This is a genomic window from Yersinia sp. Marseille-Q5920, assembly GCF_946902935.1.
Lineage (GTDB): Bacteria > Pseudomonadota > Gammaproteobacteria > Enterobacterales > Enterobacteriaceae > Yersinia > Yersinia rochesterensis.
The window spans coordinates 1-24,797 of sequence record NZ_CAMPQA010000021.1 but is presented as its reverse complement, the minus strand read 5'-3'; the positions used below and the strand labels follow the sequence as shown (position 1 = coordinate 24,797).

Here is a 24,797-nt window from a genome sequence, read left to right as displayed (position 1 = left end):
ACTGGCTAACATCGTTACTCCCGCCAAGCTCCAGACAAGCAATTTTCCCCTTAACCACATTGGCCTTTAAACCCATTGGTAGGAATTTGCTATGTCTAATAATACAATTGCTAAAGATTTATCACGCCCACGTCAGTCTATTCCACGTAAACAACAACGTGAACAAGCCCAAGAATTTATTGATACCCTGCAAGGGGTTACCTTCCCTAACTCCCAACGTATTTATCTGCAAGGCTCACGGCCCGATATTCAAGTGCCGATGCGCGAGATCCAACTCAGCCCGACATTGATCGGCGGCGGTAAGGACTCTCCCCACTATGAAGAAAATGAAGCCATTCCGGTGTATGACACCTCCGGCCCTTATGGTGATCCACGCGCTAAGCTGGATGTGCATGCCGGTTTACCCAAACTGCGCGAGAGCTGGATAGCCGATCGTCAGGATACCGCCGCGCTCTCCTCGGTCAGTTCTGGCTTTACCCAACAGCGCTTGGCTGATGAGGGCTTAGACCATTTGCGTTTTGAGCATCTGCCCCGCCCCAAAAAAGCCCTTGCGGGCCAATGTGTCACTCAGTTGCATTACGCCCGGGCAGGTAAAATCACCCCAGAAATGGAGTTTATCGCCCTGCGGGAGAATATGGGGCGTGAACGTATTCGCAGTGAAGTATTACGCCAACAGCATGCGGGGCAAGCATTTGGTGCGCATCTGCCAGAGAATATCACCGCAGAATTTGTCCGACAGGAAGTGGCCGCTGGTCGAGCTATCATCCCCGCGAATATTAACCACCCCGAATCTGAACCGATGATTATTGGTCGCAACTTTTTGGTGAAAGTGAACGCCAACATCGGCAACTCTGCCGTGACCTCTTCCATTGAGGAAGAAGTGGAAAAACTGGTGTGGTCAACGCGCTGGGGCGCGGATACCGTGATGGACTTATCCACTGGCCGCTATATTCATGAAACTCGTGAATGGATACTGCGCAATAGCCCAGTCCCCATTGGCACCGTCCCTATCTATCAGGCGCTGGAAAAAGTCAATGGCGTGGCGGAAAACCTAACCTGGGAAATGTTCCGCGACACCCTGCTAGAGCAGGCCGAGCAAGGGGTTGATTACTTTACTATTCATGCCGGTGTGCTGTTGCGCTATGTGCCGATGACCGCTAAACGGCTGACCGGTATCGTCTCCCGTGGCGGGTCAATTATGGCGAAATGGTGCCTTTCCCATCATCAGGAAAATTTCCTGTATCAGCATTTCCGCGAAATCTGCCAGATCTGCGCGGCTTATGATGTTTCATTATCATTGGGTGATGGTCTGCGCCCTGGTTCCATTCAGGATGCCAATGATGAAGCCCAATTCGCTGAGCTGCATACCTTGGGCGAATTGACCAAAATCGCCTGGGAATATGATGTGCAGGTGATGATTGAAGGCCCTGGGCATGTGCCAATGCAGATGATTCGCCGCAATATGACTGAAGAGCTGGAGCATTGCCATGAAGCGCCATTTTATACCTTAGGCCCCTTGACCACCGACATTGCCCCCGGTTATGACCATTTTACCTCCGGCATCGGCGCGGCCATGATTGGTTGGTTCGGCTGCGCTATGCTGTGCTATGTCACCCCCAAAGAGCACCTTGGTTTACCCAATAAAGAAGATGTAAAACAGGGACTTATCACTTATAAAATTGCAGCCCATGCGGCTGATTTAGCGAAAGGTCACCCCGGCGCGCAAATCCGCGATAACGCCATGTCAAAAGCGCGTTTTGAATTCCGTTGGGAGGATCAATTTAATTTGGCTCTCGACCCTGAAACCGCGCGTGCTTATCACGATGAAACTCTGCCACAAGAATCCGGCAAAGTGGCGCATTTCTGCTCCATGTGTGGGCCGAAATTCTGCTCGATGAAAATTTCGCAGGAAGTGCGCGATTACGCCGCTAAGCAAGAAACAGCCGCCAGGCAAGAGTTGGCGGTGGTGCAAGAAACGGCGGCTCAACCTATCGAAGTTTTGCAATCCGGTATGGAGCAGATGTCCGCTGAGTTCCGCTCCCGTGGTAGTGAGTTATATATCAATAAATCACATCACGCCCCCGCCAGTCTGCAAGCGGAGGCGAATAATGAGCCAGTCTGATAATGCTTTATTTTCTGCTGAGAAAGGTTTCCCCGCCACCAAGCAGCGCCTTGGTCTGTATCCGGTGGTCGATTCCGTGCTGTGGATAGAGCGCCTGCTTGCGGCAGGCGTAACCACCATCCAGTTTCGGATCAAGGACTTAGAAGATACGCAGGTAGAACAAGATATTGCTGCTGCCATTGAATTAGGTAAACGCTATCAGGCACGCTTATTTATCAATGATTACTGGCGGCTGGCGATTAAACATGGCGCTTACGGGGTGCATCTGGGGCAGGAAGATCTGGAAGCCACTGATTTGGCTGCAATTCAGCAAGCCGGATTGCGGCTCGGGGTCTCCACTCACGATGAACACGAACTGGCGATAGCCAAAGCCGTCCGCCCCTCTTACATTGCATTGGGGCATATTTTTCCGACCCAAACCAAGCAGATGCCATCATCCCCACAAGGGCTGGCGGTGCTTAAGCAGATGGTCGACAACACCCCGGATTACCCGACGGTCGCCATCGGCGGCATCAGTATTGAGCGCGTCCCCGCCGTATTGGCAACTGGCGTCGGCAGTGTGGCGGTGGTCAGCGCAATTACTCAGGCCGATAACTGGCAGCAGGCCACCGCGCAATTACTGCATCTGATCGAGGGCAAGGAGCTGGCTGATGATAAACATGCATGAATTGAGTGACAGTGAATTCTTGCGCTACAGCCGCCAGTTATTGCTGGAAGATATTGGCCCTGAGGGCCAATTGAAACTGAAAACTGCCAGTGTATTGATTGTCGGCCTCGGAGGGCTTGGCTCCCCAGCGGCACTCTATTTGGCAGCGGCCGGGGTTGGAACATTATTATTGGCTGACGATGACCCGCTAGAATTGACCAATTTGCAGCGCCAAATATTATATCGCACCACGGATCTCGACCGAAAATCGCCCACTAACCCAACTAAAGCGCGGTTAGCCCAGCATCATTTGCAAAATCTTAACCCACAGATTGAAATTATCGCGTTGGAAACACGGCTGGCCGACCAAGCGCTGGCTGATGCTGTTGCTGGCGTTAATTTAGTGCTCGATTGCAGTGACAACATGGAGACGCGCCATCAAGTCAATGCCGCCTGTATTAAAGCACAAAAACCGTTAATCAGCGGCAGCGCCGTGGGTTTCAGCGGGCAGTTATTAGTGATTGAACCGCCCTATTCCCAAGGTTGCTATACCTGTCTTTATCCAGATAAAGAGCTACCGCAACGTAATTGCCGCACCGCCGGTATATTGGGGCCGGTAGTGGGTGTCATCGGCACCTTGCAAGCACTGGAGGCCATTAAAATGCTGGCTGGGCTGGCCTCTCCGCTCAGTGGGAAATTGCGCCTATTTGATGGTAAGCAGCAAAGCTGGAGCACCTTGCAACTCACGCGGGCGAAACATTGCCCTGTCTGTGGAGGCTCACGGTGAAGAGTAAACATATCAATATTGTACTCAATGATCAGCCGCTTGAAGTGGAATGCGCGATAACCGCTGCCATGCTGCTCCAACAACTGAACCGCCACCAGCCGGGTACCGCGCTGGCGATTAATCAGGTCATCATCCCGCGCGCTGACTGGGAAAAATGCCAGTTACACGCGGGTGATGATATTTTGCTATTCCAAGCGATTGCCGGGGGCTGACATGCTGAAAATCGCCGATACCACTTTTACCTCCCGTTTATTTACTGGCACGGGCAAATTTTCCACGTCTGAATTGATGTTAGAAGCATTGCAAGCCTCCGGTTCACAACTGATTACCATGGCGATGAAGCGGGTAGATTTACACGCCGGTAACGATGCTATTCTGGCCCCTTTGCGCCAATTGGGCGTACGTTTACTGCCCAACACCTCCGGCGCGAAAACTGCGCAAGAAGCTGTTTTTGCTGCACGTTTGGCACGTGAAGCTCTCGGCACCCATTGGGTGAAACTGGAAATCCACCCGGATGTGAAGTATTTGCTGCCCGACCCCATCGAAACGCTGAAAGCCGCCGAAATACTGGTGAAAGAGGGGTTTGTGGTCTTGCCTTACTGCGGCGCAGACCCGGTATTGTGCAAACGGTTGGAAGAAGTCGGTTGTGCGGCCGTCATGCCATTGGGCGCACCTATTGGTTCCAATTTGGGATTGCGCACCCGCGACTTTCTGCAAATCATTATCGAGCAAGCCAAAGTTCCGGTGGTGGTCGATGCCGGAATTGGCGCACCAAGCCATGCCCTTGAGGCCATAGAACTCGGTGCTGATGCTGTTCTGGTGAATACCGCGATTGCGGTTGCTCACTCACCGGTGCAAATGGCCCACGCTTTTCGCTTAGCAGTTGAGTCCGGCGAGTTGGCGCGTCAAGCTGGACTGGGCAATCGACAGTTTGATCAAGCCATTGCCACCAGCCCACTGACTGGTTTCCTTAGCCAGCTTGAGGAAGAAAATCATGTCTGAAGACTTCAATCAGCGCTGGCAGCAATTGGACTGGGATGATATCGCTCTGCGCATCAACAGCAAAACCGCCGCAGATGTTGAGCGGGCGATTAATGCCGTCAAACCAAATCGTGATGATTTAATGGCACTTATTTCTCCCGCTGCACTGGCTTATCTGGAGCCAATGGCGCAGAAAGCCCAACAACTGACCCGCCAACGCTTTGGCAATACGGTCAGTTTTTATGTTCCGCTCTATCTTTCTAATCTGTGTGCCAATGACTGTACTTATTGTGGTTTTTCAATGAGTAATCGCATCAAACGCAAGACATTGGACCACGCTGAAATCATCCGCGAGTGTGCCGCCATCAAAGCACTGGGCTTCGAACATTTGCTACTGGTCACTGGTGAGCACCAGGCAAAAGTCGGCATGGATTATTTCCGGCGTCATTTCCCGACTATCCGCAGCCAATTCAGCTCGCTGATGATGGAAGTTCAACCATTGGCAGAAGAAGAGTATGTGGAGCTGAAAACACTGGGATTGGATGGCGTGATGGTTTATCAAGAAACCTATCATCCGGCGACTTATCAGCGCCATCACTTGCACGGCCATAAGCAAGATTTTCACTGGCGGCTGGCCACCCCTGATCGTTTGGGCCGAGCGGGGATCGATAAGATCGGGTTAGGTGCTTTGATTGGCTTGTCGAACAGTTGGCGCACCGACTGCTACATGCTTGCGGAACATCTGTTTTATCTGCAACAAACTTACTGGCAGAGTCGCTATTCCATCTCATTCCCGCGTTTACGGCCATGTGCCGGGGGAATTGAACCCGCTTCTCTGATGAGCGAATCACAATTGCTGCAATTGATTTGTGCTTTCCGTCTGTTTGCCCCGGATGTGGAACTGTCGCTCTCGACCCGTGAATCGCCTTTCTTCCGCGATAACGTGATTCCGCTGGCAATAAATAATGTCAGTGCGGGTTCAAAAACACAACCGGGCGGATATGCCGATAATCACCCTGAGCTTGAGCAGTTTACTCCTCATGATAATCGCACTCCGGAGCAAGTTGCCCAAGCATTGACGCTAGCCGGATTACAGCCAGTGTGGAAAGATTGGGATAGCCATTTAGGCCGTTCACTGCAATAGCATCTGGGTTTTCATCCTGAAAATTAGCAAAAAAAAACCGCCCCGAAAGGAGCGGTTTTTACTTTGGTGACTTACAAAGGGATTAGCCTTTGTTGTTACCAAAACCGGCGTTGAGCAATTCAGCCAGGTTAGCAGTCGCTTCATCCGCGCTGACTTGCGGAACCACTGGTGCTTCACTCTGTGCTTTACGGCGCATACGATCCTGATGATAAGCGTAACCGGTACCGGCTGGGATCAGACGGCCCACGATGACGTTTTCTTTCAGGCCGCGCAGTTCATCACGTTTACCGGCAACTGCCGCTTCAGTAAGAACGCGCGTGGTTTCCTGGAACGAAGCCGCAGAGATGAAGGACTCGGTCGCCAAGGATGCCTTGGTGATACCCAGCAGGTCACGGGTGAACGTAGCCTCGATTTTGCCTTCAGCTGCCAGCTTACGGTTAGCGATTTTAACGCGAGACATTTCTGCCTGCTCGCCTTCCAGGAAGTCGGTGCTACCTGCATCAACGATGGTGCCTTTACGCAGCATCTGACGAACGATAACTTCGATGTGTTTATCGTTTATCTTAACGCCTTGCAGACGGTAAACTTCCTGCACTTCGTTGGTGATGTAACGAGTAACTGCGTGAACGCCACGCAGACGCAGAATGTCGTGTGGAGATTCTGGGCCGTCGGAAACCACGTCACCGCGTTCTACAATTTCACCTTCGAACACGTTGAGCTGACGCCATTTCGGAATCATCTCTTCGTATGCATCGCTACCATCCAACGGTGAAATCACCAGACGACGCTTGCCTTTGGTCTCTTTACCGAACGAGATAATCCCGCTGATTTCAGCCAGGATTGCAGGCTCTTTCGGACGACGTGCTTCGAACAAGTCAGCAACACGTGGCAGACCACCGGTAATATCCTTGGTACCGCTTGATTCCTGAGGAATACGCGCCAGGGTATCACCCGCACCAATCTGAATACCGTCTTCCAACTGAACAATCGCTTTACCTGGCAGGAAGTATTGAGCAGGCATATCAGTACCTGGAATCAATACGTCGTCGCCTTTGGCATCAACGATTTTCAGTGCCGGACGCAGGTCTTTACCGCTACCGGTACGCTCTGCGCTGTCCAGTACTACCAGAGAAGACAAACCAGTCAGTTCGTCGGTCTGGCGTGTAATGGTCTGGCCGTCAACCATGTCGGCGAAGCGGATGAAACCGCTCACTTCGGTGACAACTGGCATGATGTGCGGATCCCAGTTAGCAACGGTTTCGCCGCCCTGGACTTCTGCGCCATCGCCTTTAGCCATTACCGCACCGTAAGGCACTTTGTAGCTTTCTTTAGTACGGCCGAATTCGTCGATCAGCTTCAGCTCAGTATTACGAGAAGTAATAACCAGCTTGCCCGCTGCATTGGTTACGAACTTGACGTTGCTCAGTTTCAAGCTGCCTTTGTTCTTAACCTGAATGCTGGACTCTGCTGCCGCACGAGATGCCGCACCACCGATGTGGAACGTACGCATCGTAAGCTGGGTACCCGGCTCACCGATGGACTGTGCTGCAATAACACCAACCGCTTCACCTTTGTTGATGATGTGACCACGTGCCAGGTCGCGACCATAGCAGTTTGCACACACACCAAAGTCAGTTTCACAGCTTACTACTGAACGAACTTTAACGCTGTCGACGGAGTTTTCTTCTAACAGATCACACCATTTCTCGTCCAGCAGGGTGTTACGCGGAACAAGAATATCAGCCGTACCCGGTTTGATAACTTCTTCTGCAGTCACACGACCCAGAACGCGATCGCGCAGTGGTTCTTTAACATCACCACCTTCGATAACCGGGGTCATCACGATACCGTTATGGGTACCACAATCGTCTTCGGTTACGACCAGATCCTGTGCCACGTCAACTAAACGACGGGTCAGGTAACCGGAGTTCGCAGTTTTCAATGCGGTATCCGCCAAACCTTTACGCGCACCGTGGGTTGAGATGAAGTACTGAAGTACGTTCAAACCTTCACGGAAGTTCGCGGTGATTGGCGTTTCAATGATCGAACCATCTGGCTTAGCCATCAGGCCACGCATCCCTGCCAGCTGACGAATCTGTGCAGCAGAACCACGCGCACCGGAGTCGGCCATCATAAAGATGCTGTTGAAGGATACTTGCTGCTCGACAACGCCGTCACGGTTGACAACATCTTCAACAGACAAGTTATCCATCATCGCCTTGGCAACACGTTCGTTAGCCGCGGCCCAGATATCGATCACTTTGTTATAACGTTCGCCTGCCGTTACCAGACCGGATTGGAACTGCTCCTGGATTTCGGCAACTTCAGTTTCAGCTTCTTCGATGATCCCTGCTTTCGCATCTGGGATAACCATGTCATCGATACCTACAGAGGCGCCTGAGCGTGCTGCGTAAGCAAAACCGGTGTACATGATCTGGTCAGCAAAGATAACCGTTGGCTTCAAGCCCAGGATGCGGTAACACGTGTTTAGCATCTTGGAGATAGCTTTTTTGCCCAGCGGCTGGTTCACGATAGAGTAAGGCAGACCTTGTGGAACGATCATCCACAAAATAGCACGGCCTACTGTCGTATCAATGATGCTAGTACGCGTAATGCTTTCGCCTTCGGTATTACGAATTTCTTCAGTAATACGCACTTTTACGCGGGCATGCAGAGATGCCAGACCAGCGCGATAAATACGCTCAGCTTCTTTCGGACCAGTCAGTACCATGCCTTCGCCTTTGGCGTTAACACAGTCGCGGGTCATGTAATACAGACCTAATACAACGTCCTGAGAAGGAACGATGATTGGCTCGCCGTTCGCTGGTGACAGGATGTTGTTGGTAGACATCATCAACGCACGCGCTTCTAACTGAGCTTCCAGTGTCAGCGGTACGTGAACAGCCATTTGGTCACCATCGAAGTCGGCGTTATATGCCGCACAAACCAGTGGATGCAACTGGATTGCTTTACCTTCGATCAGAACCGGTTCAAACGCCTGGATACCCAAACGGTGAAGGGTTGGTGCACGGTTCAGCAGCACTGGGTGTTCGCGGATAACTTCATCCAGGATATCCCAAACAACCGCTTCTTCACGCTCAACCATCTTCTTGGCAGCTTTAATGGTGGTAGCAAGACCACGCAATTCCAGCTTGCCGTAGATGAACGGCTTGAACAGCTCAAGAGCCATTTTCTTTGGCAGACCGCACTGATGCAGGCGCAGGTATGGACCCACGGTGATTACCGAACGACCAGAGTAGTCAACACGTTTACCCAGCAAGTTCTGACGGAAACGACCTTGCTTACCTTTGATCATGTCAGCCAGTGACTTCAACGGACGCTTGTTAGAGCCGGTAATCGCACGACCACGGCGGCCGTTATCCAGCAATGCATCTACTGCTTCTTGCAGCATACGCTTTTCGTTGCGCACGATGATGTCAGGAGCAGCCAAGTCCAGCAGGCGTTTCAGACGGTTGTTACGGTTGATCACGCGACGATACAAATCGTTCAGATCAGAAGTCGCAAAACGACCACCATCCAACGGCACCAATGGACGCAGGTCTGGCGGCAACACAGGCAGCACGGTCAGGATCATCCACTCTGGCTTGTTGCCAGACTGTACGAACGCTTCCAACAGCTTGATACGCTTGGTCAGCTTCTTACGTTTGGTTTCAGAATTTGTTTCGTTCAATTCTTCACGCAGGATCTCGCACTCAGCTTCCAGATCCATGTTTTTCAATAGGGCCTGAATAGCTTCGGCGCCCATTTTCGCGTCGAACTCATCACCAAACTCTTCCAACGCGTCCAGATACTGCTCTTCAGTCAGGATCTGACGACGTTCCAAGTTGGTCATACCGCCTTCAATAACCACATAGGATTCGAAGTACAGTACGCGTTCGATGTCACGTAATGGCATATCCAGCAGTAAACCGATGCGAGATGGCAACGATTTCAGGAACCAGATGTGCGCAGTTGGAGAAGCCAGTTCGATGTGACCCATACGCTCACGGCGTACTTTGGTTTGAGTCACTTCAACGCCGCATTTCTCACAAATAACACCGCGGTGTTTCAAACGCTTGTACTTACCGCACAGGCATTCGTAATCTTTTACTGGGCCAAAGATACGGGCACAGAAAAGGCCGTCACGTTCTGGTTTGAACGTACGGTAGTTAATGGTTTCCGGCTTTTTAACTTCGCCGAACGACCATGAACGGATCATGTCTGGCGATGCCAGAGCAATTTTGATCGCATCAAACTCTTCGGTCTTAGTTTGCGCTTTCAGAAACTTTAATAAGTCTTTCACGGATTGGCTCCTGTCGGAGTTAGACCTGATAGGCGCTCAAATCGAAATTTGAGCGCCCCTGTGACCAGTACGAACCACCAGCAGACTCCCGGCTGTCAAAGTCTGCTGTCTGGAGAAGAATTACTCTTCTTCCAGCTCGATATTGATGCCCAGCGAGCGGATTTCTTTCAACAATACGTTGAAGGACTCCGGCATGCCTGGTTCCATACGGTGATCGCCATCCACGATGTTTTTGTACATCTTGGTACGGCCGTTTACATCGTCGGACTTGACGGTAAGCATTTCCTGCAATGTGTACGCGGCGCCATAAGCTTCCAACGCCCACACTTCCATCTCACCGAAGCGCTGACCACCGAACTGAGCCTTACCACCCAGCGGCTGCTGAGTAACCAAGCTGTAAGAACCGGTAGAACGCGCATGCATCTTGTCATCAACCAAGTGGTTCAGTTTCAGCATATACATGTAGCCGACAGTAACCTGGCGTTCGAACTGTTCACCGGTACGGCCGTCAAACAGAGTAATCTGACCAGAAGTTGGCAGGCCACCCAGCTGTAACAGTTCCTTGATTTCTTTCTCTGTCGCACCATCGAACACTGGTGTTGCGATTGGCATACCTTTTTTCAGGTTCTCAGCCAGACGCAATACTTCGTCATCGGTGAAGGTGCTCAGATCAACTTTCTGACAAACGTTGTCGCCCAGATCGTAGGCTTTCTGGATAAACTCACGCAGTTTGGCAACTTCTTCCTGCTTCTTCAGCATGGCGTTGATTTTCTCGCCGATGCCTTTCGCTGCCATCCCTAAGTGGGTTTCCAAAATCTGACCGATGTTCATACGCGATGGTACGCCCAGCGGGTTCAGAACGATGTCTACCGGCGTACCGTTTTCATCGTAAGGCATATCTTCGATCGGGTTAATCTTGGAGATAACACCTTTGTTACCGTGACGACCGGCCATCTTGTCACCCGGTTGAATCTGACGTTTAACCGCCAGATACACCTTGACGATCTTCAGCACGCCTGGTGCCAAATCATCACCTTGGGTGATCTTACGACGCTTGGCATCCATCTTCTTCTCGAATTCGGATTTCATTTCGTCGTACTGCTCTGCCAACTGTTCCAGCTGGTTTTGCTTGTCTTCGTCGGTCAGGCCAAGTTCCAGCCAGCGATCACGTGGTAATTTGCTCAGCTTGTCAGCTTCGATGCCACCAGAAACCAGTACTGCATGGATACGTGCAAACAGGCCCGCTTCCAGGATCTGCAACTCTTCAGTCAGGTCTTTCTTGGCCTGCTTCAGTTGCATCTCTTCGATTTCCAACGCACGTTTGTCTTTTTCTACGCCATCGCGAGTAAAGACTTGTACGTCAATAACCGTACCGGAAACACCGTTTGGTACACGCAGAGAAGAGTCTTTAACGTCAGACGCTTTCTCACCGAAGATCGCACGTAACAGTTTCTCTTCTGGCGTCAGCTGGGTTTCACCTTTAGGTGTTACCTTACCAACCAGAATGTCACCGCCAGTCACTTCAGCACCGATATAGACGATACCGGATTCATCCAGTTTGGAGAGTGCAGCTTCACCCACGTTCGGGATATCGGCAGTAATCTCTTCTGGCCCCAGCTTGGTGTCACGAGACACACATGCCAGTTCTTGAATATGAATGGTAGTGAAGCGATCTTCTTGCACCACGCGCTCGGAGACCAAGATGGAGTCTTCGAAGTTGTAACCGTTCCAAGGCATGAAGGCTACGCGCATGTTCTGACCCAATGCCAGTTCGCCCAGGTCTGTTGATGGGCCATCTGCCAGCACGTCACCGCGCTCGATTGGCTCACCCAGATTCACACACGGCATCTGATTGATACAGGTGTTCTGGTTAGAACGGGTGTATTTGGTCAGGTTATAAATATCAATACCTGCTTCGCCCGGATACATTTCGTCTTCGTTAACTTTAATCACGATACGAGATGCATCTACATACTGAACAGTACCGCCACGCTTGGCTACAGAAGTTACCCCTGAGTCAACCGCTACTGCACGTTCCATACCAGTACCCACCAACGGCTTATCAGCACGCAGAGTAGGAACCGCCTGACGTTGCATGTTCGCACCCATCAAGGCACGGTTGGCGTCATCGTGTTCCAAGAATGGAATCAGAGAAGCACCAACGGATACGATCTGCTGGGTAGATACGTCCATATAGTCAACTTGATCGCGGCTAAATAGGCTAGATTCGCCTTTGCTACGACAAGTGACCAAGTCTTCCAAGAAGCGGCCTTCATCATCCAAGTTGGAGTTCGCCTGAGCGATAACGAAGTTGCCTTCTTCAATAGCAGACAAATAGTTAATTTCATCGGTCACCACACCATCACGTACGCGACGATAAGGTGTTTCCAAGAAACCATACTCGTTGGTCTGTGCGTACACAGACAAGGAGTTGATCAGACCGATGTTTGGACCTTCTGGCGTTTCGATTGGGCATACACGACCGTAGTGAGTCGGGTGTACGTCTCGAACTTCAAAGCCAGCACGTTCACGGGTCAAACCACCCGGGCCCAATGCAGAGATACGGCGTTTATGCGTAATCTCGGACAACGGGTTGTTCTGGTCCATAAATTGTGACAACTGGCTGGAACCAAAGAACTCTTTCACCGCAGCCGAAATAGGCTTAGCGTTGATCATGTCCTGAGGCATCAGTGTGTCGAGGTCGCCCAGAGACAAACGCTCTTTAACTGCACGCTCAACACGAACCAGACCTACACGGAACTGGTTTTCAGCCATTTCACCAACGGAACGAATACGACGGTTGCCTAAGTGGTCGATATCATCCACTTCGCCTTTACCGTTACGGATATCGATGAGCTTCTTCATCACTTCTGTGATGTCTTCTTTGCTCAGGATACCGGAACCTTCGATCTCGTCACGCAGCAGTGAACGGTTGAACTTCATCCGGCCAACCGCAGACAAATCGTAGCGGTCTTCAGAGAAGAACAGGTTCTCAAACAGATTTTCAGCTGCTTCACGTGTTGGTGGCTCACCAGGACGCATCATGCGGTAGATCTCAACCAAAGCGCTCAGACGGTCACTGGTTGGGTCAACACGCAGGGTCTCGGAGATATAAGCACCGTGATCCAGGTCGTTGGTGAACAATGTTTCGATTTGCTTGTGGCCAGACTGGCTCAACTTAGCCAGCAAATCCAGTGACAGCTCCATGTTGGCTGCACAGATTAGCTCACCAGTGTTCTCATCAATGTAGTCTTTTGCGACCACTTTACCGGCAATGTATTCAACCGGAACTTCGATGCGATCAATACCGTCTTTTTCAAGCTGGCGAATATGACGTGCAGTAATACGACGCGCTTTCTCGACGTAAACTTTGCCATTCGCTTCAATATCAAAGGATGCCGTTTCACCGCGCAGGCGCTCTGGAACCAATTCCATCTGCAGCTTGTTGTCACGAATCTCAAAGACCACTTTGTCAAAGAACAGATCAAGGATCTGTGTTGTGGTGAAACTCAATGCACGCAGAATGATGGTTGCCGGCAACTTACGACGACGGTCAATACGGACAAACAGGTTGTCTTTCGGGTCAAACTCGAAATCTAACCATGAACCGCGGTAAGGGATGATACGTGCGTTATACAGCACTTTACCCGAGGAATGGGTTTTACCCTTATCGCTGTCAAAGAATACGCCAGGACTACGGTGCAGCTGAGATACGATAACCCTCTCAGTACCGTTAATGACAAAGGTACCGTTTTCGGTCATGAGTGGAATTTCACCCATGTAGACTTCTTGTTCTTTGATGTCTTTAACCGTACCTTCCGGAGCTTCGCGCTCATAGATTACCAGGCGCAATTTAACGCGCAGCGGTGCGGAATAAGTCACACCACGGATCTGGCACTCTTTAACGTCAAATACTGGCTCACCAAGACGGTAGCTAACGTATTGCAGCTCCGAATTGCCGCTGTAGCTCTGGATTGGAAACACAGAACGGAATGCTGCTTCCAGGCCGTGCTGTCCTTCAGGATCTTGCTCGATAAACTTCTGGAACGAGTCAAGTTGGATAGAAAGGAGATAAGGTATGTCCAAAACTTGTGGACGTTTACCAAAATCCTTACGAATACGTTTTTTCTCGGTATAGGAGTAAACCATAGGGTTCCTCAGCTCGCTGATCAGTGACCCACTCTGTCCGCCCTAATAAAAATAGGACAGGTCATGCAACACTATTATTTAGAATGAGAAGTCGAAACACTTCTCGGAATACTCTTTTCTATCACTCTTAAACCATTTCATCGCGTTACTTTGACTACCGAGCTACCCGAGTGGGTCGTAGCTGAGAACGCAGTATATTAAGTCGTCAATAGAAAGGAATATTAGGGGTTAGTTAGCCGCTAAACAGTGTGAAATGCGACTAACGCCCTACAGCGCAAAAAGGCTGATGACTAAAAAGTCACCAGCCATCAGCCTATAAGTTAGGCTGCAAGCTCAAAGCTTAACTTACTTGATCTCAACAGAAGCACCAGCTTCTTCCAGAGATTTTTTCAGAGTTTCAGCTTCGTCTTTGTTCACGCCTTCTTTCAGAACTGCAGGTGCAGATTCAACCAGGTCTTTAGCTTCTTTCAAGCCCAGGCCAGTTGCGCCGCGAACAGCTTTGATTACTGCAACTTTGTTGTCGCCGAATGAAGCCAGAACAACGTTGAATTCAGTTTGTTCTTCTACAGCTTCAGCAGAGGCAGCAGGACCTGCAGCTACAGCAGCAGCTGAAACGCCGAATTTCTCTTCCATAGCAGAGATCAGTTCAACGATTTCCATTACAGACAGAGCTGCAACGCCTTCAAGAATTTGGTCTTTAGTGATAGTTGACATAACAAGTGTTCCTAAAATACAGAAATAGTTTATACGTTAAAAAGCAATGACTGAAAAAGTGAGGGCGAATTAAGCCGCTTCAGCTTCTTTCTGGTCACGCAGCGCAGCCAATGTACGAACCAATTTGCCAGCAGCGGCTTCTTTCATGGTTCCCATCAGACGTGCGATTGCTTCTTCGTAGGTTGGCAGAGTTGCCAGGCGGTCGATCTGAGCCGCAGGGATTAACTCGCCTTCAAAGGCTGCTGCTTTAACCTCAAATTTCGCATTATCTTTAGCAAATGCTTTGAACAAACGAGCAGCTGCGCCCGGGTGTTCTGAAGAGAATGCAATCAAGGTTGGACCAACAAACGTGTCTTTCAGGCATTCGAATGGAGTGCCTTCAACAATGCGACGCAGCAAGGTGTTACGAACAACTTGCATGTGAACGCCAGCTTCACGACCTGCTTTACGCAGTTCAGTCATTTTATCAACGGTAACGCCACGAGAATCCGCAACAACCGCAGACAGCGCACCTTTGGCTACTTCTTTAACTTCAGCAACAATCGCTTGTTTGCCTTGAAGATTTAGTGCCATTAGTTCTTGCTCCTGGATTAACCGGGGATTAATTCCCCGGAACTCACGTCACCCAACTCACAACAAAATGCAGTGAATGGGCGTTGAAACACGGTGAGCAGAATCCAGCAAAGACTATTCTTTATCATTCTTTATAAACAAATAAAGAAAGAAAAAATTTCTTCAGGTTCTGTCACCGTCTACGCAGGAAATTAAGTGTTTCGCAACACACCTGCGGTCTTGGACGGAGGCTTGGATAAGGCCAAGCTCCAACCGAAAATTCTGTTTTCTGTCAATTGAACATTTGTTATTAACAAATAAGCCATCAACAGAAGCATGGGCGTAAGATTCTAGACAAACCTTACGCCCACGTAAAGCGATAAAAGCAATTAGTGATTAGTTCACTACTGCTGACAGGCCGCTTTGATCAATAGCAACGCCGGCGCCCATGGTGGTGGACAGGCTGATTTTCTTGATATAAACGCCTTTCGCTGTAGCAGGTTTAGCACGCTTCAGCGCAACAACCAGAGATTCTAAGTTTTCTCTCAACTTTTCTGAGTCGAAATCAACTTTACCAATGGTGGTGTGGATAATACCGTTTTTGTCGTTGCGATAACGAACCTGACCTGCTTTAGCATTCTTAACTGCTTCAGCAACGTTAGGAGTAACAGTACCCACTTTAGGGTTTGGCATCAGGCCACGTGGGCCCAAGATTTGGCCTAATTGACCTACAACGCGCATTGCATCCGGGGAAGCAATAACAACGTCGAAGTTCATTTCGCCTTTCTTGATTTGATCAGCCAGATCTTCCATACCTACCAATTCAGCGCCTGCTTCTTTCGCAGCTTCAGCGTTTGCACCCTGAGCGAAAACAGCAACACGAACTGAACGGCCAGTACCATGTGGCAACACAGTTGCGCCACGAACGTTCTGGTCAGATTTACGTGCGTCGATACCGAGATTAACGGCAACGTCCACGCTTTCTACGAATTTAGCAGTAGCCAGCTCTTTCAGCAGGGCAACAGCTTCGTTGATATCATATTGCTTAGTAACATCAACTTTGTCACGGATCACGCGCATGCGCTTGGTCAGCTTAGCCATTTATTAACCCTCCACTACCAGGCCCATGGAACGAGCAGTACCTTCGATTGAACGCATCATGTCGTCAATTGAAGCACCAGTCATATCCGCAGCTTTGGTTTCTGCGATTTCACGGACCTGAGCACTGGTCACAGTCCCTACTTTGTCTTTGTTCGGCTTGCCGGAACCAGACTTAATACCTGCCGCTTTTTTCAGCAGAACTGCTGCTGGCGGGGTTTTAGTAACGAAAGTGAAAGAGCGATCAGAATAAACAGTAATAACAACAGGGATCGGCAGGCCTTTTTCAATGCTTTCAGTCTTAGCATTGAACGCTTTACAGAATTCCATGATGTTAACACCCTGCTGACCCAATGCTGGGCCAACTGGTGGACTTGGGTTCGCCATACCAGCTGCAACTTGCAGCTTGACATAGGCTTGTACTTTCTTAGCCATTTACGATTTCCTCGATTTGGGTAGTATCGCCTCGCGTTCGAGGCTCCCCGTGTTTTGTCTCGCTATTATTTACTATGAAATAAATTGCCACGCATGACAAAAAGCAAGACATCTAAAAACAAAAGGCGCGAAATTATATTGTAATTTCGCGCCTAAGACAAGACTCAAATTTCAACCAATGGTGAAAAATGAATCAGCCTTTTTCTACCTGGCTGAAATCCAGTTCGACCGGTGTTGCACGGCCAAAGATGGAAACAGACACTTTCAAGCGACTTTTTTCATAGTCCACTTCTTCAACGACACCGTTAAAGTCTGCGAACGGACCATCGCTAACACGTACCAGTTCACCTGGTTCAAACAGTGTTTTAGGACGTGGTTTATCACCCACTTGTTGAAGGCGATTCATAATCGCATCAACTTCTTTATCACTGATTGGTGCAGGGCGATCGGATGTACCACCGATAAAGCCCATTACACGTGGCACGCTACGCACTAAGTGCCAGCTGGCATCTTCCATCACCATCTGAACCAGTACATAGCCTGGGAAGAATTTACGTTCACTTTTACGACGTTGACCGCCACGAATTTCGACGACTTCTTCCGTTGGAACCATGACTTCGCCAAACAGCTCTTCCATGTCATTTAACTTGATATGCTCACGCAGCGATTGAGCTACGCGGCCTTCAAAACCGGAAAACGCCTGAACGACGTACCAACGCTTTTTGGGTGCTTCAGACATCTTAGAACCTCAGGCCAGTAATAAATGATACCAGGCGAACCAGAATACCATCCAGCCCCCATAGAATCAGTGACATTACAGCAGTTACCGCAGCAACGATTAACGTTGTGTGCAGAGTTTCCTGACGGGTAGGCCAAATCACTTTACGCACTTCCGTGCGTGCTTCACGAGCAAACGCGACAGTGGCTTTACCTTTTGCCGTCATCAGCGCAACAGCACCGGCAACAGCGATAATTACTACAACTGCCAACGCGCGCAGCGGCAGGCTGAAATCACGGTAATAATAATTACCAACAATAGCGGCAACTAATAATACAGCAACGATTAGCCATTTAGCCGTTTCCAGGCCGCGTCCGCTCCCTGGAGCCTCGGTATTCGCACTCATAAACCAACCTGTCACTATGATTCAGAACAAACAACTTTGCTTCGCACCGCAAAGCAAACCAAGCCGAAGGATGCTCTAGAAATTCTCTAATCGGCACCACTCAGCACTATTCGCCGTACTTCCAGAGCCCATCTCACCAGTAATTATGATGAAAAAACTGCTGATGAGATAGGTTCTAGTATGACAACGTATAAAAAGGGCATCAAATGATGCCCTTTTATCACATGTCGCGTCAAATCTTATTCAATGACTTTCGCAACAACGCCAGCACCGACCGTACGACCGCCTTCACGAATCGCGAAGCGCAGACCGTCATCCATTGCGATAGGCGCAATCAGGTTAACAATCATTTGAATGTTATCACCTGGCATCACCATCTCAACGCCTTCTGGCAATTCAATAGTACCGGTTACGTCAGTTGTACGGAAGTAGAACTGAGGACGGTAACCTTTGAAGAACGGAGTATGGCGACCGCCTTCATCTTTGCTCAGAATATAAACTTCTGATTCAAATTTGGTGTGTGGTTTGATAGAACCCGGTTTAGCCAGAACTTGACCACGTTCGATATCTTCACGTTTGATACCACGCAGCAGAACGCCAACGTTCTCACCAGCGCGGCCTTCGTCCAGCAGTTTGCGGAACATTTCAACGCCAGTACAAGTAGACTTAACCGTATCTTTCAGGCCGACAATTTCTACTTCTTCACCAACTTTAACGATACCGCGCTCTACACGCCCCGTTACAACCGTACCGCGGCCAGAGATAGAGAATACGTCTTCGATTGGTAACAGGAATGGCTTATCAATAGCACGCTCTGGTTCAGGGATGTAAGAATCCAAGTAGCCAGCCAGTTCGATAATTTTCGCTTCCCACTCAGATTCGCCTTCCAATGCTTTCAGCGCTGAACCACGAATAACCGGCGTATCATCGCCTGGGAAATCGTAAGTAGACAGAAGATCACGCACTTCCATCTCTACCAATTCCAACAGTTCTTCATCATCAACCATGTCACATTTGTTCATGAATACGATGATGTAAGGGACGCCAACCTGACGGCCCAACAGGATGTGCTCACGAGTCTGTGGCATAGGGCCATCAGTTGCAGCAACAACCAAAATAGCGCCGTCCATCTGGGCAGCACCGGTAATCATGTTTTTAACGTAGTCGGCGTGACCTGGGCAGTCAACGTGCGCATAGTGACGAGACGGGGTGTCATATTCAACATGAGACGTGTTGATGGTGATACCACGCGCCTTCTCTTCCGGAGCGTTGTCAATCTGGTCGAATGCACGAGCACTCCCGCCGTAGGTTTTAGCCAGAACGGTGGTGATTGCAGCAGTTAGGGTAGTTTTACCATGGTCAACGTGGCCGATAGTACCCACATTAACGTGCGGTTTTGTACGTTCAAACTTTTCTTTAGACATCGATTGTCCCTCTAAGACACGGAATCGGTGGTTTCACCACATCAACCAAGCGCATGCTTGCTGAATCCATAACACAGAAAGAAAATCAGGGGACGAGAAAGTGAGAAGTGGTGCTGATAGGCAGATTCGAACTGCCGACCTCACCCTTACCAAGGGTGCGCTCTACCAACTGAGCCATATCAGCACATCTTGGAGCGGGCAGTGGGAATCGAACCCACATCATCAGCTTGGAAGGCTGAGGTAATAGCCATTATACGATGCCCGCATCTTAGAACTCGGCTACCTGACTTAATCTGCAGAAACTTGAAAGGAAGGGCTTGGCCACTTCACTCTTCATCGAGAGCGTTGCTCTCGCCTTGAGTGTTGATTGGGAGTTCGGTCTTCTGAATCACCCTGAGACTCAAGGTTAAATATGGTGGTGGGGGAAGGATTATTCGTCACTTCATTCCTCACCCTGCGGGTCGCCGCTTCGCGTCGCTGTCTCGCTACGCTCGGCTCGAACCTTATCGAAGGTTTTCACCTTCCCCTTAAGTGCTTGACTGAATTCCTAATACTGAATCAGCTTTCTACTCAAGGTTAAATATGGTGGTGGGGGAAGGATTCGAACCTTCGAAGTCGATGACGGCAGATTTACAGTCTGCTCCCTTTGGCCGCTCGGGAACCCCACCTAATTTTTAGTACTTGAATGGTGCCGGCACCAAGAGTCGAACTCGGGACCTACTGATTACAAGTCAGTTGCTCTACCAACTGAGCTATGCCGGCATCAAGTGCAGCGCATTCTAGGTAGAGTGGACCTATGATGCAACAAAAAAATCGCATAAATCGACCTTTCGCTCATAAAACCGCCACTTTTCAAAAGCTAGACGTATTATTAACCAAGGTTAGCTTAATTAGCGCCCAGAACTTTAGTTATTCTAACCAACTCTATAGCGGAAAATCACCCCAAAAAACCGACAATGTCTCATTGTTGAACAATCTTATTGTCCACACAGCAAAAATAAATTTAGTTCTATGCCCCAAAATGGGGAAATCTTTCTATTAAGGTGCATGAAACCCAAGAAATACTCGCTCAATTCTCGTCACCACAAGGTTACATATTTGGCTTGTTTATTGCTTAAGCATAACTATTTATTTTAAACATCATATCCGCAGACCGACTGTTGAAGAGGAGCTTAATCATGAAGATAGTTTTACTTAATGCGGCAACATTGCCTATATACCGAAGCGAACTGGCAAGTTTACTGATTGATGCCGTCTCTCATGGTGCTTCAATCGGCTATAACACCCGCAGCCTCTCACAAGAAGAGGCTGAGAGCTACTACCATGGCCTACGCCCAGCCATCACGAAAGGCACGCTATTATTGTGGATAGCACGTGATGAAGTGGGGATAGTGGGAACCATCCAATTAGATCTCTGCCAAAAACCCAATGGATTAAATCGAGCCGAAGTACAAAAATTATTAGTTCACAGCCGCAGTCGTCGTGCTGGGATTGGGCATAAATTGATTATTGAAATGGAGAATACGGCGGTTCAACTTCGCCGCGGATTGTTATACTTGGATACTGAAGCTGGCTCTCCCGCAGAATCTTTTTATCGGGCACAAGGATATAGATATATGGGTGAAATTCCTGATTATGCCTGTACGCCTGATGGTTATTATCATTCAACCGCTATTTACTTCAAACGTTTATTCTCTGTAAATCAATTACATACTGTTATAGCTAGCTAGTCATGATAAATGCCTTCAACCATAAGACAAAAGCTTGGCATGCCCTTTTTTAATTGAGTGGAATAGCAACATACATCAAAGAAATCACTCACTAAATACAAAAATGTCTACGCCAAAAAGCAAGCTGCCTATAATATGCAGCTTGTTTATTATCTGGAGTTGGCGTCCAGCGCCTTTCCCAACCTGCGTTAACAGGCAGAATTTGGCTTATGATAAAAAGAGATCAATCTTTAGCGACGCCTTATCTACAGTTCGATCGTACTCAGTGGGCCGCTTTACGCGACTCAGTACCATTGACGCTAACAGAAGAAGAAATCGTTAAACTCAAAGGGATTAACGAAGACCTTTCCTTAGATGAAGTGGCACAGATTTATCTGCCGCTCTCACGTCTACTTAATTTTTATATCAGTTCTAATTTGCGTCGCCAGGCAGTTCTGGAACAATTCCTTGGAACTGATGGCCAACGCATTCCCTATGTTATTGGTATTGCGGGCAGTGTTGCGGTGGGTAAAAGTACAACGGCCCGCTTATTACAAGCATTGCTGAGCCGCTGGCCAGAGCATCGCAGTGTAGAACTGATTACTACTGATGGTTTTCTTTATCCGAATAAAGTGCTTAACGAGCGCGGACTGATGAAGAAAAAAGGATTCCCGCAATCCTATGATATGCACAGTTTGGTGAAATTTGTCTCTGAAGTAAAATCCGGGGCTGACTATGTTACGGCACCCGTTTATTCTCATTTAATATACGATATTGTCCCTGATGGTAATAAAATTATCAAACAGCCGGACATTCTTATATTAGAGGGATTAAATGTGTTACAAAGCGGGATGGATTACCCTCATGATCCACATCGTGTATTCGTTTCTGACTTTGTAGATTTCTCTATATACGTGGATGCGCCTGAGGATTTACTCCAAAGTTGGTATATCAATCGGTTCCTTAAGTTTCGTCAAGGTGCGTTTTCCAATCCTGACTCTTACTTCCATAACTATGCAAAATTGCCTGAAACCGAAGCAGTCAAGATTGCAACACAGTTATGGAAAGAGATTAATGGATTGAATTTAAAGCAGAATATATTACCGACCCGTGAGCGAGCAAGTCTGATAATGACAAAAAGTGCCAATCATGCGGTTGAAAATGTGCGTTTAAGAAAATAGTAGATAGCGGGTAGTAATAACTGCCCGCTTAGTTTATTGACTAAACTCCACGAAGGGATATTTCGCCACCAATATAAGGTTTTACATTACCATTTTGTTCTAATAATAATGCGCCCTGTTGATCTATCCCCCGAGAAATACCAAATATTTCTTGATTCCCAATAATCAATTTTACAGAACGATCAAGATAATTGTCCATTTCCCGCCAGCGAGAAATAAAGGCAGACAGACCTTCATTTTCAAATTTAACCACCGCTAGCCGTAATTCAGATAATAATTCAGCAGTCAGTTTATTACGATCAATAATAACCCCAGTTTCCTGTAAGTTAATCCAATCTTGGCTAATAACATTGGTCATAGATTCACGCATGGTCAGATTGATACCGGCCCCAATAACTAACTGCGCTGCATCACCCGTTTTACCAGTGAGCTCTACTAATATACCCGCCAGCTTCTTATCATTTAAATACAAATCATTTGGCCACTTCACACGAACTTGACCTGCACCCAATTTGTGCAGTACCTCGGCCATGACAATACCTACAACTAAACTTAACCCCATTGCGGCCGCAGGGCCTTGTTCCAATCGCCAATACATTGATAAGTAAAGATTAGCACCAAAAGGAGAGACCCACTGGCGGCCACGTCTACCACGCCCTGCTTGCTGATATTCAGCAACACATGCATCACCAGATTTAAGTTCCGTGATACGGTCTAAGAGATATTGATTCGTCGAATCAACTACTGGTAATACCGCAACTTGACCGGCGGGTAAATAACTTAATATAGCCTGCTCATCAAGTAATTGGATAGGTGCTGGCAGACTATAACCTTTGCCAGGCACGGTGAAGACATCCAGCCCCCATTCTTTGATAGTTTGCATATGCTTATTAATTGCGGCGCGGCTCATACCCAGCATTTCACCCAATTGCTCACCTGAGTGAAAAGCACCATCGGCCAGTATGCCAATTAATCGCAAGGGGACTTTAATATCTTTCAAGACAAATACTCCACAGCATTAACTTCACCATCACTAGCGATAAAGCGCACCTCGGGTTCCAGCCAGATGGCAAATTTCTTTGCGACCTGCTGACGAATATAGCTAGCAAGGCCGAGTACATCTTGGCCTGTAGCCTCTGCGAGGTTAATCAATACCAAAGCTTGCTGCTGATGCACCGCGGCTCCACCAATCTGGTGTCCTTTAAGCGCGCATTGATCAATAAGCCAGCCCGCAGCCAGCTTTACGGATCCATCGGGCTGTGGGTAATGGGGGGCATTGGGAAAGAGCTTCACGATATCTGCAGCTACAGTTGCATCCACAACGGGATTCTTGAAGAAACTGCCGGCATTGCCCGTCACTGTTGGGTCAGGGAGTTTACTCCTACGCATCGCGCAGACTGAGTTGAAGATATCTTTTGCTGTCACGGTCAATGGATCCATCCGAGTTAAATCACCATAACCCAATGTTGGTATCCACGACTTCACTAACTTGATACCCACCGCGACGATAGCGAACCCATTGCCATAGCGATGCTTAAATATGCTATCACGATAGCCAAACTGACAATCTAGCGCAGAAAGGCGCAGAACTGTGCCCTTCTCCATATCAAGCAAATCAACGTATTCACACACTTTTTGTAGCTCAACACCATATGCACCAATATTTTGAATTGGGGCAGAGCCGACACAACCTGGGATCAAAGCCAAGTTTTCTAGACCCGGCATGTTGTTTTGCAACGAATAGCAGACTAATTGATGCCAATTCTCCCCTGCTCCAACATGAAGATGCCAGGCAATATCGTCTTCGGTGAAAGTGATACCCTTGATGCGATTAAGCAACACTGTTCCTGAATAATTTTCGATAAATAGTACATTGCTACCTTCACCAAGCAAAAGCACAGGTCGATGCTTAGAGACAGACTCACGCCATGCATCAACCAATTCTTCAGGAGAGTTGGCACTGATGACATTGTTCGCATAGGCTGATAACGCGAAAGTATTAAGATGTTTTAGCGGGGAACATTGATTCGACATAACATTAAGTACTCATTCTTACTGGCTCTGGCGCTAGTCTAACCGATCAATATACTCATATTGTATTTTGTTTTAAGTGGATACATAAAAAAAGCCCTCTGCGCAGCAGAAGGCTTTTCTCTTTTTCTTTTCCACATAGCAAAAACCCCACGCTTTTGGCATGGGGTCTCGGCTTTATTTGATGCCTGGCAGTGTCCTACTCTCGCATGGGGAGACCCCACACTACCATCGGCGCTACGGCGTTTCACTTCTGAGTTCGGCATGGAATCAGGTGGGTCCACCGCGCTATGGCCGCCAGGCAAATTCTGTTTCAATTAACCCGCTATGCAATATCACACAGCCAGCCAATCCAATCTCGGAACTTCGCTGAAAATCTTAATTTCTCTCAAATCAC

General features: G+C 48.7%; 19 protein-coding genes, 4 tRNA genes, 1 rRNA gene and 1 other RNA gene. 8 read left to right on the top strand and 17 right to left on the bottom strand.

All coding sequences use genetic code 11. From position 1 onward, the window contains the following. Window positions 1-91: 91 nt before the first annotated feature. The 6 genes from thiC to thiH are packed head-to-tail and all read left to right on the top strand — an operon-like array spanning window position 92 to window position 5,680. Entirely contained in the window at window positions 92-2,122 is a 2,031-nt protein-coding gene (thiC, locus tag OVO64_RS20085; protein WP_050292124.1) for a phosphomethylpyrimidine synthase ThiC, read from the top strand. Continuing rightward, on the top strand, window positions 2,109-2,789 hold the full coding sequence (gene thiE, locus OVO64_RS20080) for a thiamine phosphate synthase (RefSeq protein WP_050292126.1): 681 nt from the start codon (window positions 2,109-2,111) through the stop codon (window positions 2,787-2,789). Before thiC ends, thiE begins: the two co-directional genes overlap by 14 nt. After that, the gene (locus tag OVO64_RS20075) at window positions 2,773-3,555 is read left to right on the top strand and encodes a HesA/MoeB/ThiF family protein (RefSeq protein WP_038638441.1); all 783 of its coding nucleotides are present in this window, start codon (window positions 2,773-2,775) and stop codon (window positions 3,553-3,555) included. The genes thiE and OVO64_RS20075 overlap by 17 nt, the downstream gene beginning before the upstream one ends. Continuing rightward, on the top strand, window positions 3,552-3,767 hold the full coding sequence (gene thiS / locus OVO64_RS20070) for a sulfur carrier protein ThiS (protein WP_050292127.1): 216 nt from the start codon (window positions 3,552-3,554) through the stop codon (window positions 3,765-3,767). Before OVO64_RS20075 ends, thiS begins: the two co-directional genes overlap by 4 nt. A 1-nt stretch (window position 3,768) precedes the next feature. Beyond that, window positions 3,769-4,557, top strand: coding sequence for a thiazole synthase (locus OVO64_RS20065; protein ID WP_267248987.1), 789 nt, complete (start codon window positions 3,769-3,771; stop codon window positions 4,555-4,557). Continuing rightward, the gene (gene thiH / locus OVO64_RS20060; protein ID WP_038638431.1) at window positions 4,550-5,680 is read left to right on the top strand and encodes a 2-iminoacetate synthase ThiH; all 1,131 of its coding nucleotides are present in this window, start codon (window positions 4,550-4,552) and stop codon (window positions 5,678-5,680) included. Before OVO64_RS20065 ends, thiH begins: the two co-directional genes overlap by 8 nt. Before the next feature lie 82 nt (window positions 5,681-5,762). Here thiH and rpoC read toward each other — a convergent pair whose 3' ends face one another. The 14 genes from rpoC to OVO64_RS19990 form a co-directional block, all read right to left on the bottom strand. Beyond that, complete coding sequence (rpoC, locus tag OVO64_RS20055) at window positions 5,763-9,983, bottom strand: DNA-directed RNA polymerase subunit beta' (protein ID WP_038638427.1); 4,221 nt, start codon at window positions 9,981-9,983, stop codon at window positions 5,763-5,765. Between the two features lie 120 nt (window positions 9,984-10,103). Continuing rightward, a complete protein-coding gene (rpoB, locus tag OVO64_RS20050; RefSeq protein WP_038638424.1) occupies window positions 10,104-14,132 on the bottom strand; it encodes a DNA-directed RNA polymerase subunit beta in 4,029 nt (1,342 codons plus the stop codon). A 345-nt stretch (window positions 14,133-14,477) separates the two neighbouring features. Further along, entirely contained in the window at window positions 14,478-14,846 is a 369-nt protein-coding gene (gene rplL / locus OVO64_RS20045; RefSeq protein WP_038638421.1) for a 50S ribosomal protein L7/L12, read from the bottom strand. A 69-nt stretch (window positions 14,847-14,915) separates the two neighbouring features. Then, a complete protein-coding gene (gene rplJ, locus OVO64_RS20040) occupies window positions 14,916-15,419 on the bottom strand; it encodes a 50S ribosomal protein L10 (RefSeq protein ID WP_004393386.1) in 504 nt (167 codons plus the stop codon). A 375-nt stretch (window positions 15,420-15,794) separates the two neighbouring features. Next, window positions 15,795-16,499: a 50S ribosomal protein L1 gene (gene rplA / locus OVO64_RS20035; RefSeq protein ID WP_038638418.1), complete on the bottom strand. Its 705-nt coding sequence runs from the start codon at window positions 16,497-16,499 to the stop codon at window positions 15,795-15,797. A 3-nt stretch (window positions 16,500-16,502) separates the two neighbouring features. Beyond that, window positions 16,503-16,931 (bottom strand): 50S ribosomal protein L11, encoded by a 429-nt coding sequence (gene rplK, locus OVO64_RS20030; RefSeq protein ID WP_004393384.1) that lies wholly within the window; start codon window positions 16,929-16,931, stop codon window positions 16,503-16,505. Window positions 16,932-17,124: 193 nt separating this feature from the next. Then, window positions 17,125-17,670 (bottom strand): transcription termination/antitermination protein NusG, encoded by a 546-nt coding sequence (gene nusG, locus OVO64_RS20025; protein ID WP_038638415.1) that lies wholly within the window; start codon window positions 17,668-17,670, stop codon window positions 17,125-17,127. Between the two features lies 1 nt (window position 17,671). After that, window positions 17,672-18,055 carry a preprotein translocase subunit SecE gene (gene secE / locus OVO64_RS20020; RefSeq protein ID WP_004704671.1) on the bottom strand — a complete coding sequence of 128 codons (384 nt, stop codon included), beginning with the start codon at window positions 18,053-18,055 and terminating at the stop codon, window positions 17,672-17,674. A gap of 239 nt (window positions 18,056-18,294) precedes the next feature. Further along, a complete protein-coding gene (tuf, locus tag OVO64_RS20015; protein ID WP_038638412.1) occupies window positions 18,295-19,479 on the bottom strand; it encodes an elongation factor Tu in 1,185 nt (394 codons plus the stop codon). 108 nt (window positions 19,480-19,587) lie between these two features. Then, window positions 19,588-19,663, bottom strand: a tRNA-Thr gene (locus OVO64_RS20010). A 6-nt stretch (window positions 19,664-19,669) separates the two neighbouring features. Next, window positions 19,670-19,744 (bottom strand) — tRNA-Gly (locus OVO64_RS20005). 148 nt (window positions 19,745-19,892) lie between these two features. After that, window positions 19,893-20,019: non-coding RNA, RtT sRNA (locus OVO64_RS20000), on the bottom strand. 43 nt (window positions 20,020-20,062) lie between these two features. Continuing rightward, window positions 20,063-20,147 (bottom strand) — tRNA-Tyr (locus OVO64_RS19995). A gap of 18 nt (window positions 20,148-20,165) precedes the next feature. Next, a tRNA-Thr gene (locus OVO64_RS19990) sits at window positions 20,166-20,241 on the bottom strand. Between the two features lie 416 nt (window positions 20,242-20,657). On the opposite strand from OVO64_RS19990, the gene OVO64_RS19985 reads away from it, so the two are divergent. Together OVO64_RS19985 and coaA are read left to right on the top strand one after the other, a co-directional pair. Beyond that, window positions 20,658-21,209, top strand: a complete 552-nt coding sequence (locus OVO64_RS19985; protein WP_145509422.1) for a GNAT family N-acetyltransferase — start codon at window positions 20,658-20,660, stop codon at window positions 21,207-21,209. 209 nt (window positions 21,210-21,418) lie between these two features. After that, window positions 21,419-22,369: a type I pantothenate kinase gene (gene coaA, locus OVO64_RS19980; RefSeq protein WP_038638404.1), complete on the top strand. Its 951-nt coding sequence runs from the start codon at window positions 21,419-21,421 to the stop codon at window positions 22,367-22,369. Between the two features lie 40 nt (window positions 22,370-22,409). Here coaA and birA read toward each other — a convergent pair whose 3' ends face one another. The 3 genes from birA to rrf all read right to left on the bottom strand — a co-directional run bounded on the left by birA (window position 22,410) and on the right by rrf (window position 24,702). Beyond that, window positions 22,410-23,369 (bottom strand): bifunctional biotin--[acetyl-CoA-carboxylase] ligase/biotin operon repressor BirA, encoded by a 960-nt coding sequence (birA, locus tag OVO64_RS19975; protein ID WP_038638401.1) that lies wholly within the window; start codon window positions 23,367-23,369, stop codon window positions 22,410-22,412. Next, window positions 23,366-24,403: a UDP-N-acetylmuramate dehydrogenase gene (gene murB / locus OVO64_RS19970; RefSeq protein ID WP_038638399.1), complete on the bottom strand. Its 1,038-nt coding sequence runs from the start codon at window positions 24,401-24,403 to the stop codon at window positions 23,366-23,368. The genes birA and murB overlap by 4 nt, the downstream gene beginning before the upstream one ends. A 183-nt stretch (window positions 24,404-24,586) precedes the next feature. Beyond that, window positions 24,587-24,702 (bottom strand): 5S ribosomal RNA (gene rrf / locus OVO64_RS19965). Window positions 24,703-24,797: the final 95 nt, after the last annotated feature.

Bases quoted from the DNA above. Each gene is read 5' to 3' on its own strand.
- rplL (WP_038638421.1), bottom strand. From the start codon at position 14,846: ATGTCAACTATCACTAAAGACCAAATTCTTGAAGGCGTTGCAGCTCTG.
- nusG (WP_038638415.1), bottom strand. From the start codon at position 17,670: ATGTCTGAAGCACCCAAAAAGCGTTGGTACGTCGTTCAGGCGTTTTCC.
- rplJ (WP_004393386.1), bottom strand. From the start codon at position 15,419: ATGGCACTAAATCTTCAAGGCAAACAAGCGATTGTTGCTGAAGTTAAA.
- OVO64_RS20075 (WP_038638441.1), top strand. From the start codon at position 2,773: ATGATAAACATGCATGAATTGAGTGACAGTGAATTCTTGCGCTACAGC.
- thiC (WP_050292124.1), top strand. From the start codon at position 92: ATGTCTAATAATACAATTGCTAAAGATTTATCACGCCCACGTCAGTCT.
- thiH (WP_038638431.1), top strand. From the start codon at position 4,550: ATGTCTGAAGACTTCAATCAGCGCTGGCAGCAATTGGACTGGGATGAT.
- coaA (WP_038638404.1), top strand. From the start codon at position 21,419: ATGATAAAAAGAGATCAATCTTTAGCGACGCCTTATCTACAGTTCGAT.
- rplA (WP_038638418.1), bottom strand. From the start codon at position 16,499: ATGGCTAAGCTGACCAAGCGCATGCGCGTGATCCGTGACAAAGTTGAT.
- OVO64_RS19985 (WP_145509422.1), top strand. From the start codon at position 20,658: ATGAAGATAGTTTTACTTAATGCGGCAACATTGCCTATATACCGAAGC.
- secE (WP_004704671.1), bottom strand. From the start codon at position 18,055: ATGAGTGCGAATACCGAGGCTCCAGGGAGCGGACGCGGCCTGGAAACG.
- thiE (WP_050292126.1), top strand. From the start codon at position 2,109: ATGAGCCAGTCTGATAATGCTTTATTTTCTGCTGAGAAAGGTTTCCCC.
- rplK (WP_004393384.1), bottom strand. From the start codon at position 16,931: ATGGCTAAGAAAGTACAAGCCTATGTCAAGCTGCAAGTTGCAGCTGGT.
- murB (WP_038638399.1), bottom strand. From the start codon at position 24,403: ATGTCGAATCAATGTTCCCCGCTAAAACATCTTAATACTTTCGCGTTA.
- OVO64_RS20065 (WP_267248987.1), top strand. From the start codon at position 3,769: ATGCTGAAAATCGCCGATACCACTTTTACCTCCCGTTTATTTACTGGC.
- tuf (WP_038638412.1), bottom strand. From the start codon at position 19,479: ATGTCTAAAGAAAAGTTTGAACGTACAAAACCGCACGTTAATGTGGGT.
- rpoB (WP_038638424.1), bottom strand. From the start codon at position 14,132: ATGGTTTACTCCTATACCGAGAAAAAACGTATTCGTAAGGATTTTGGT.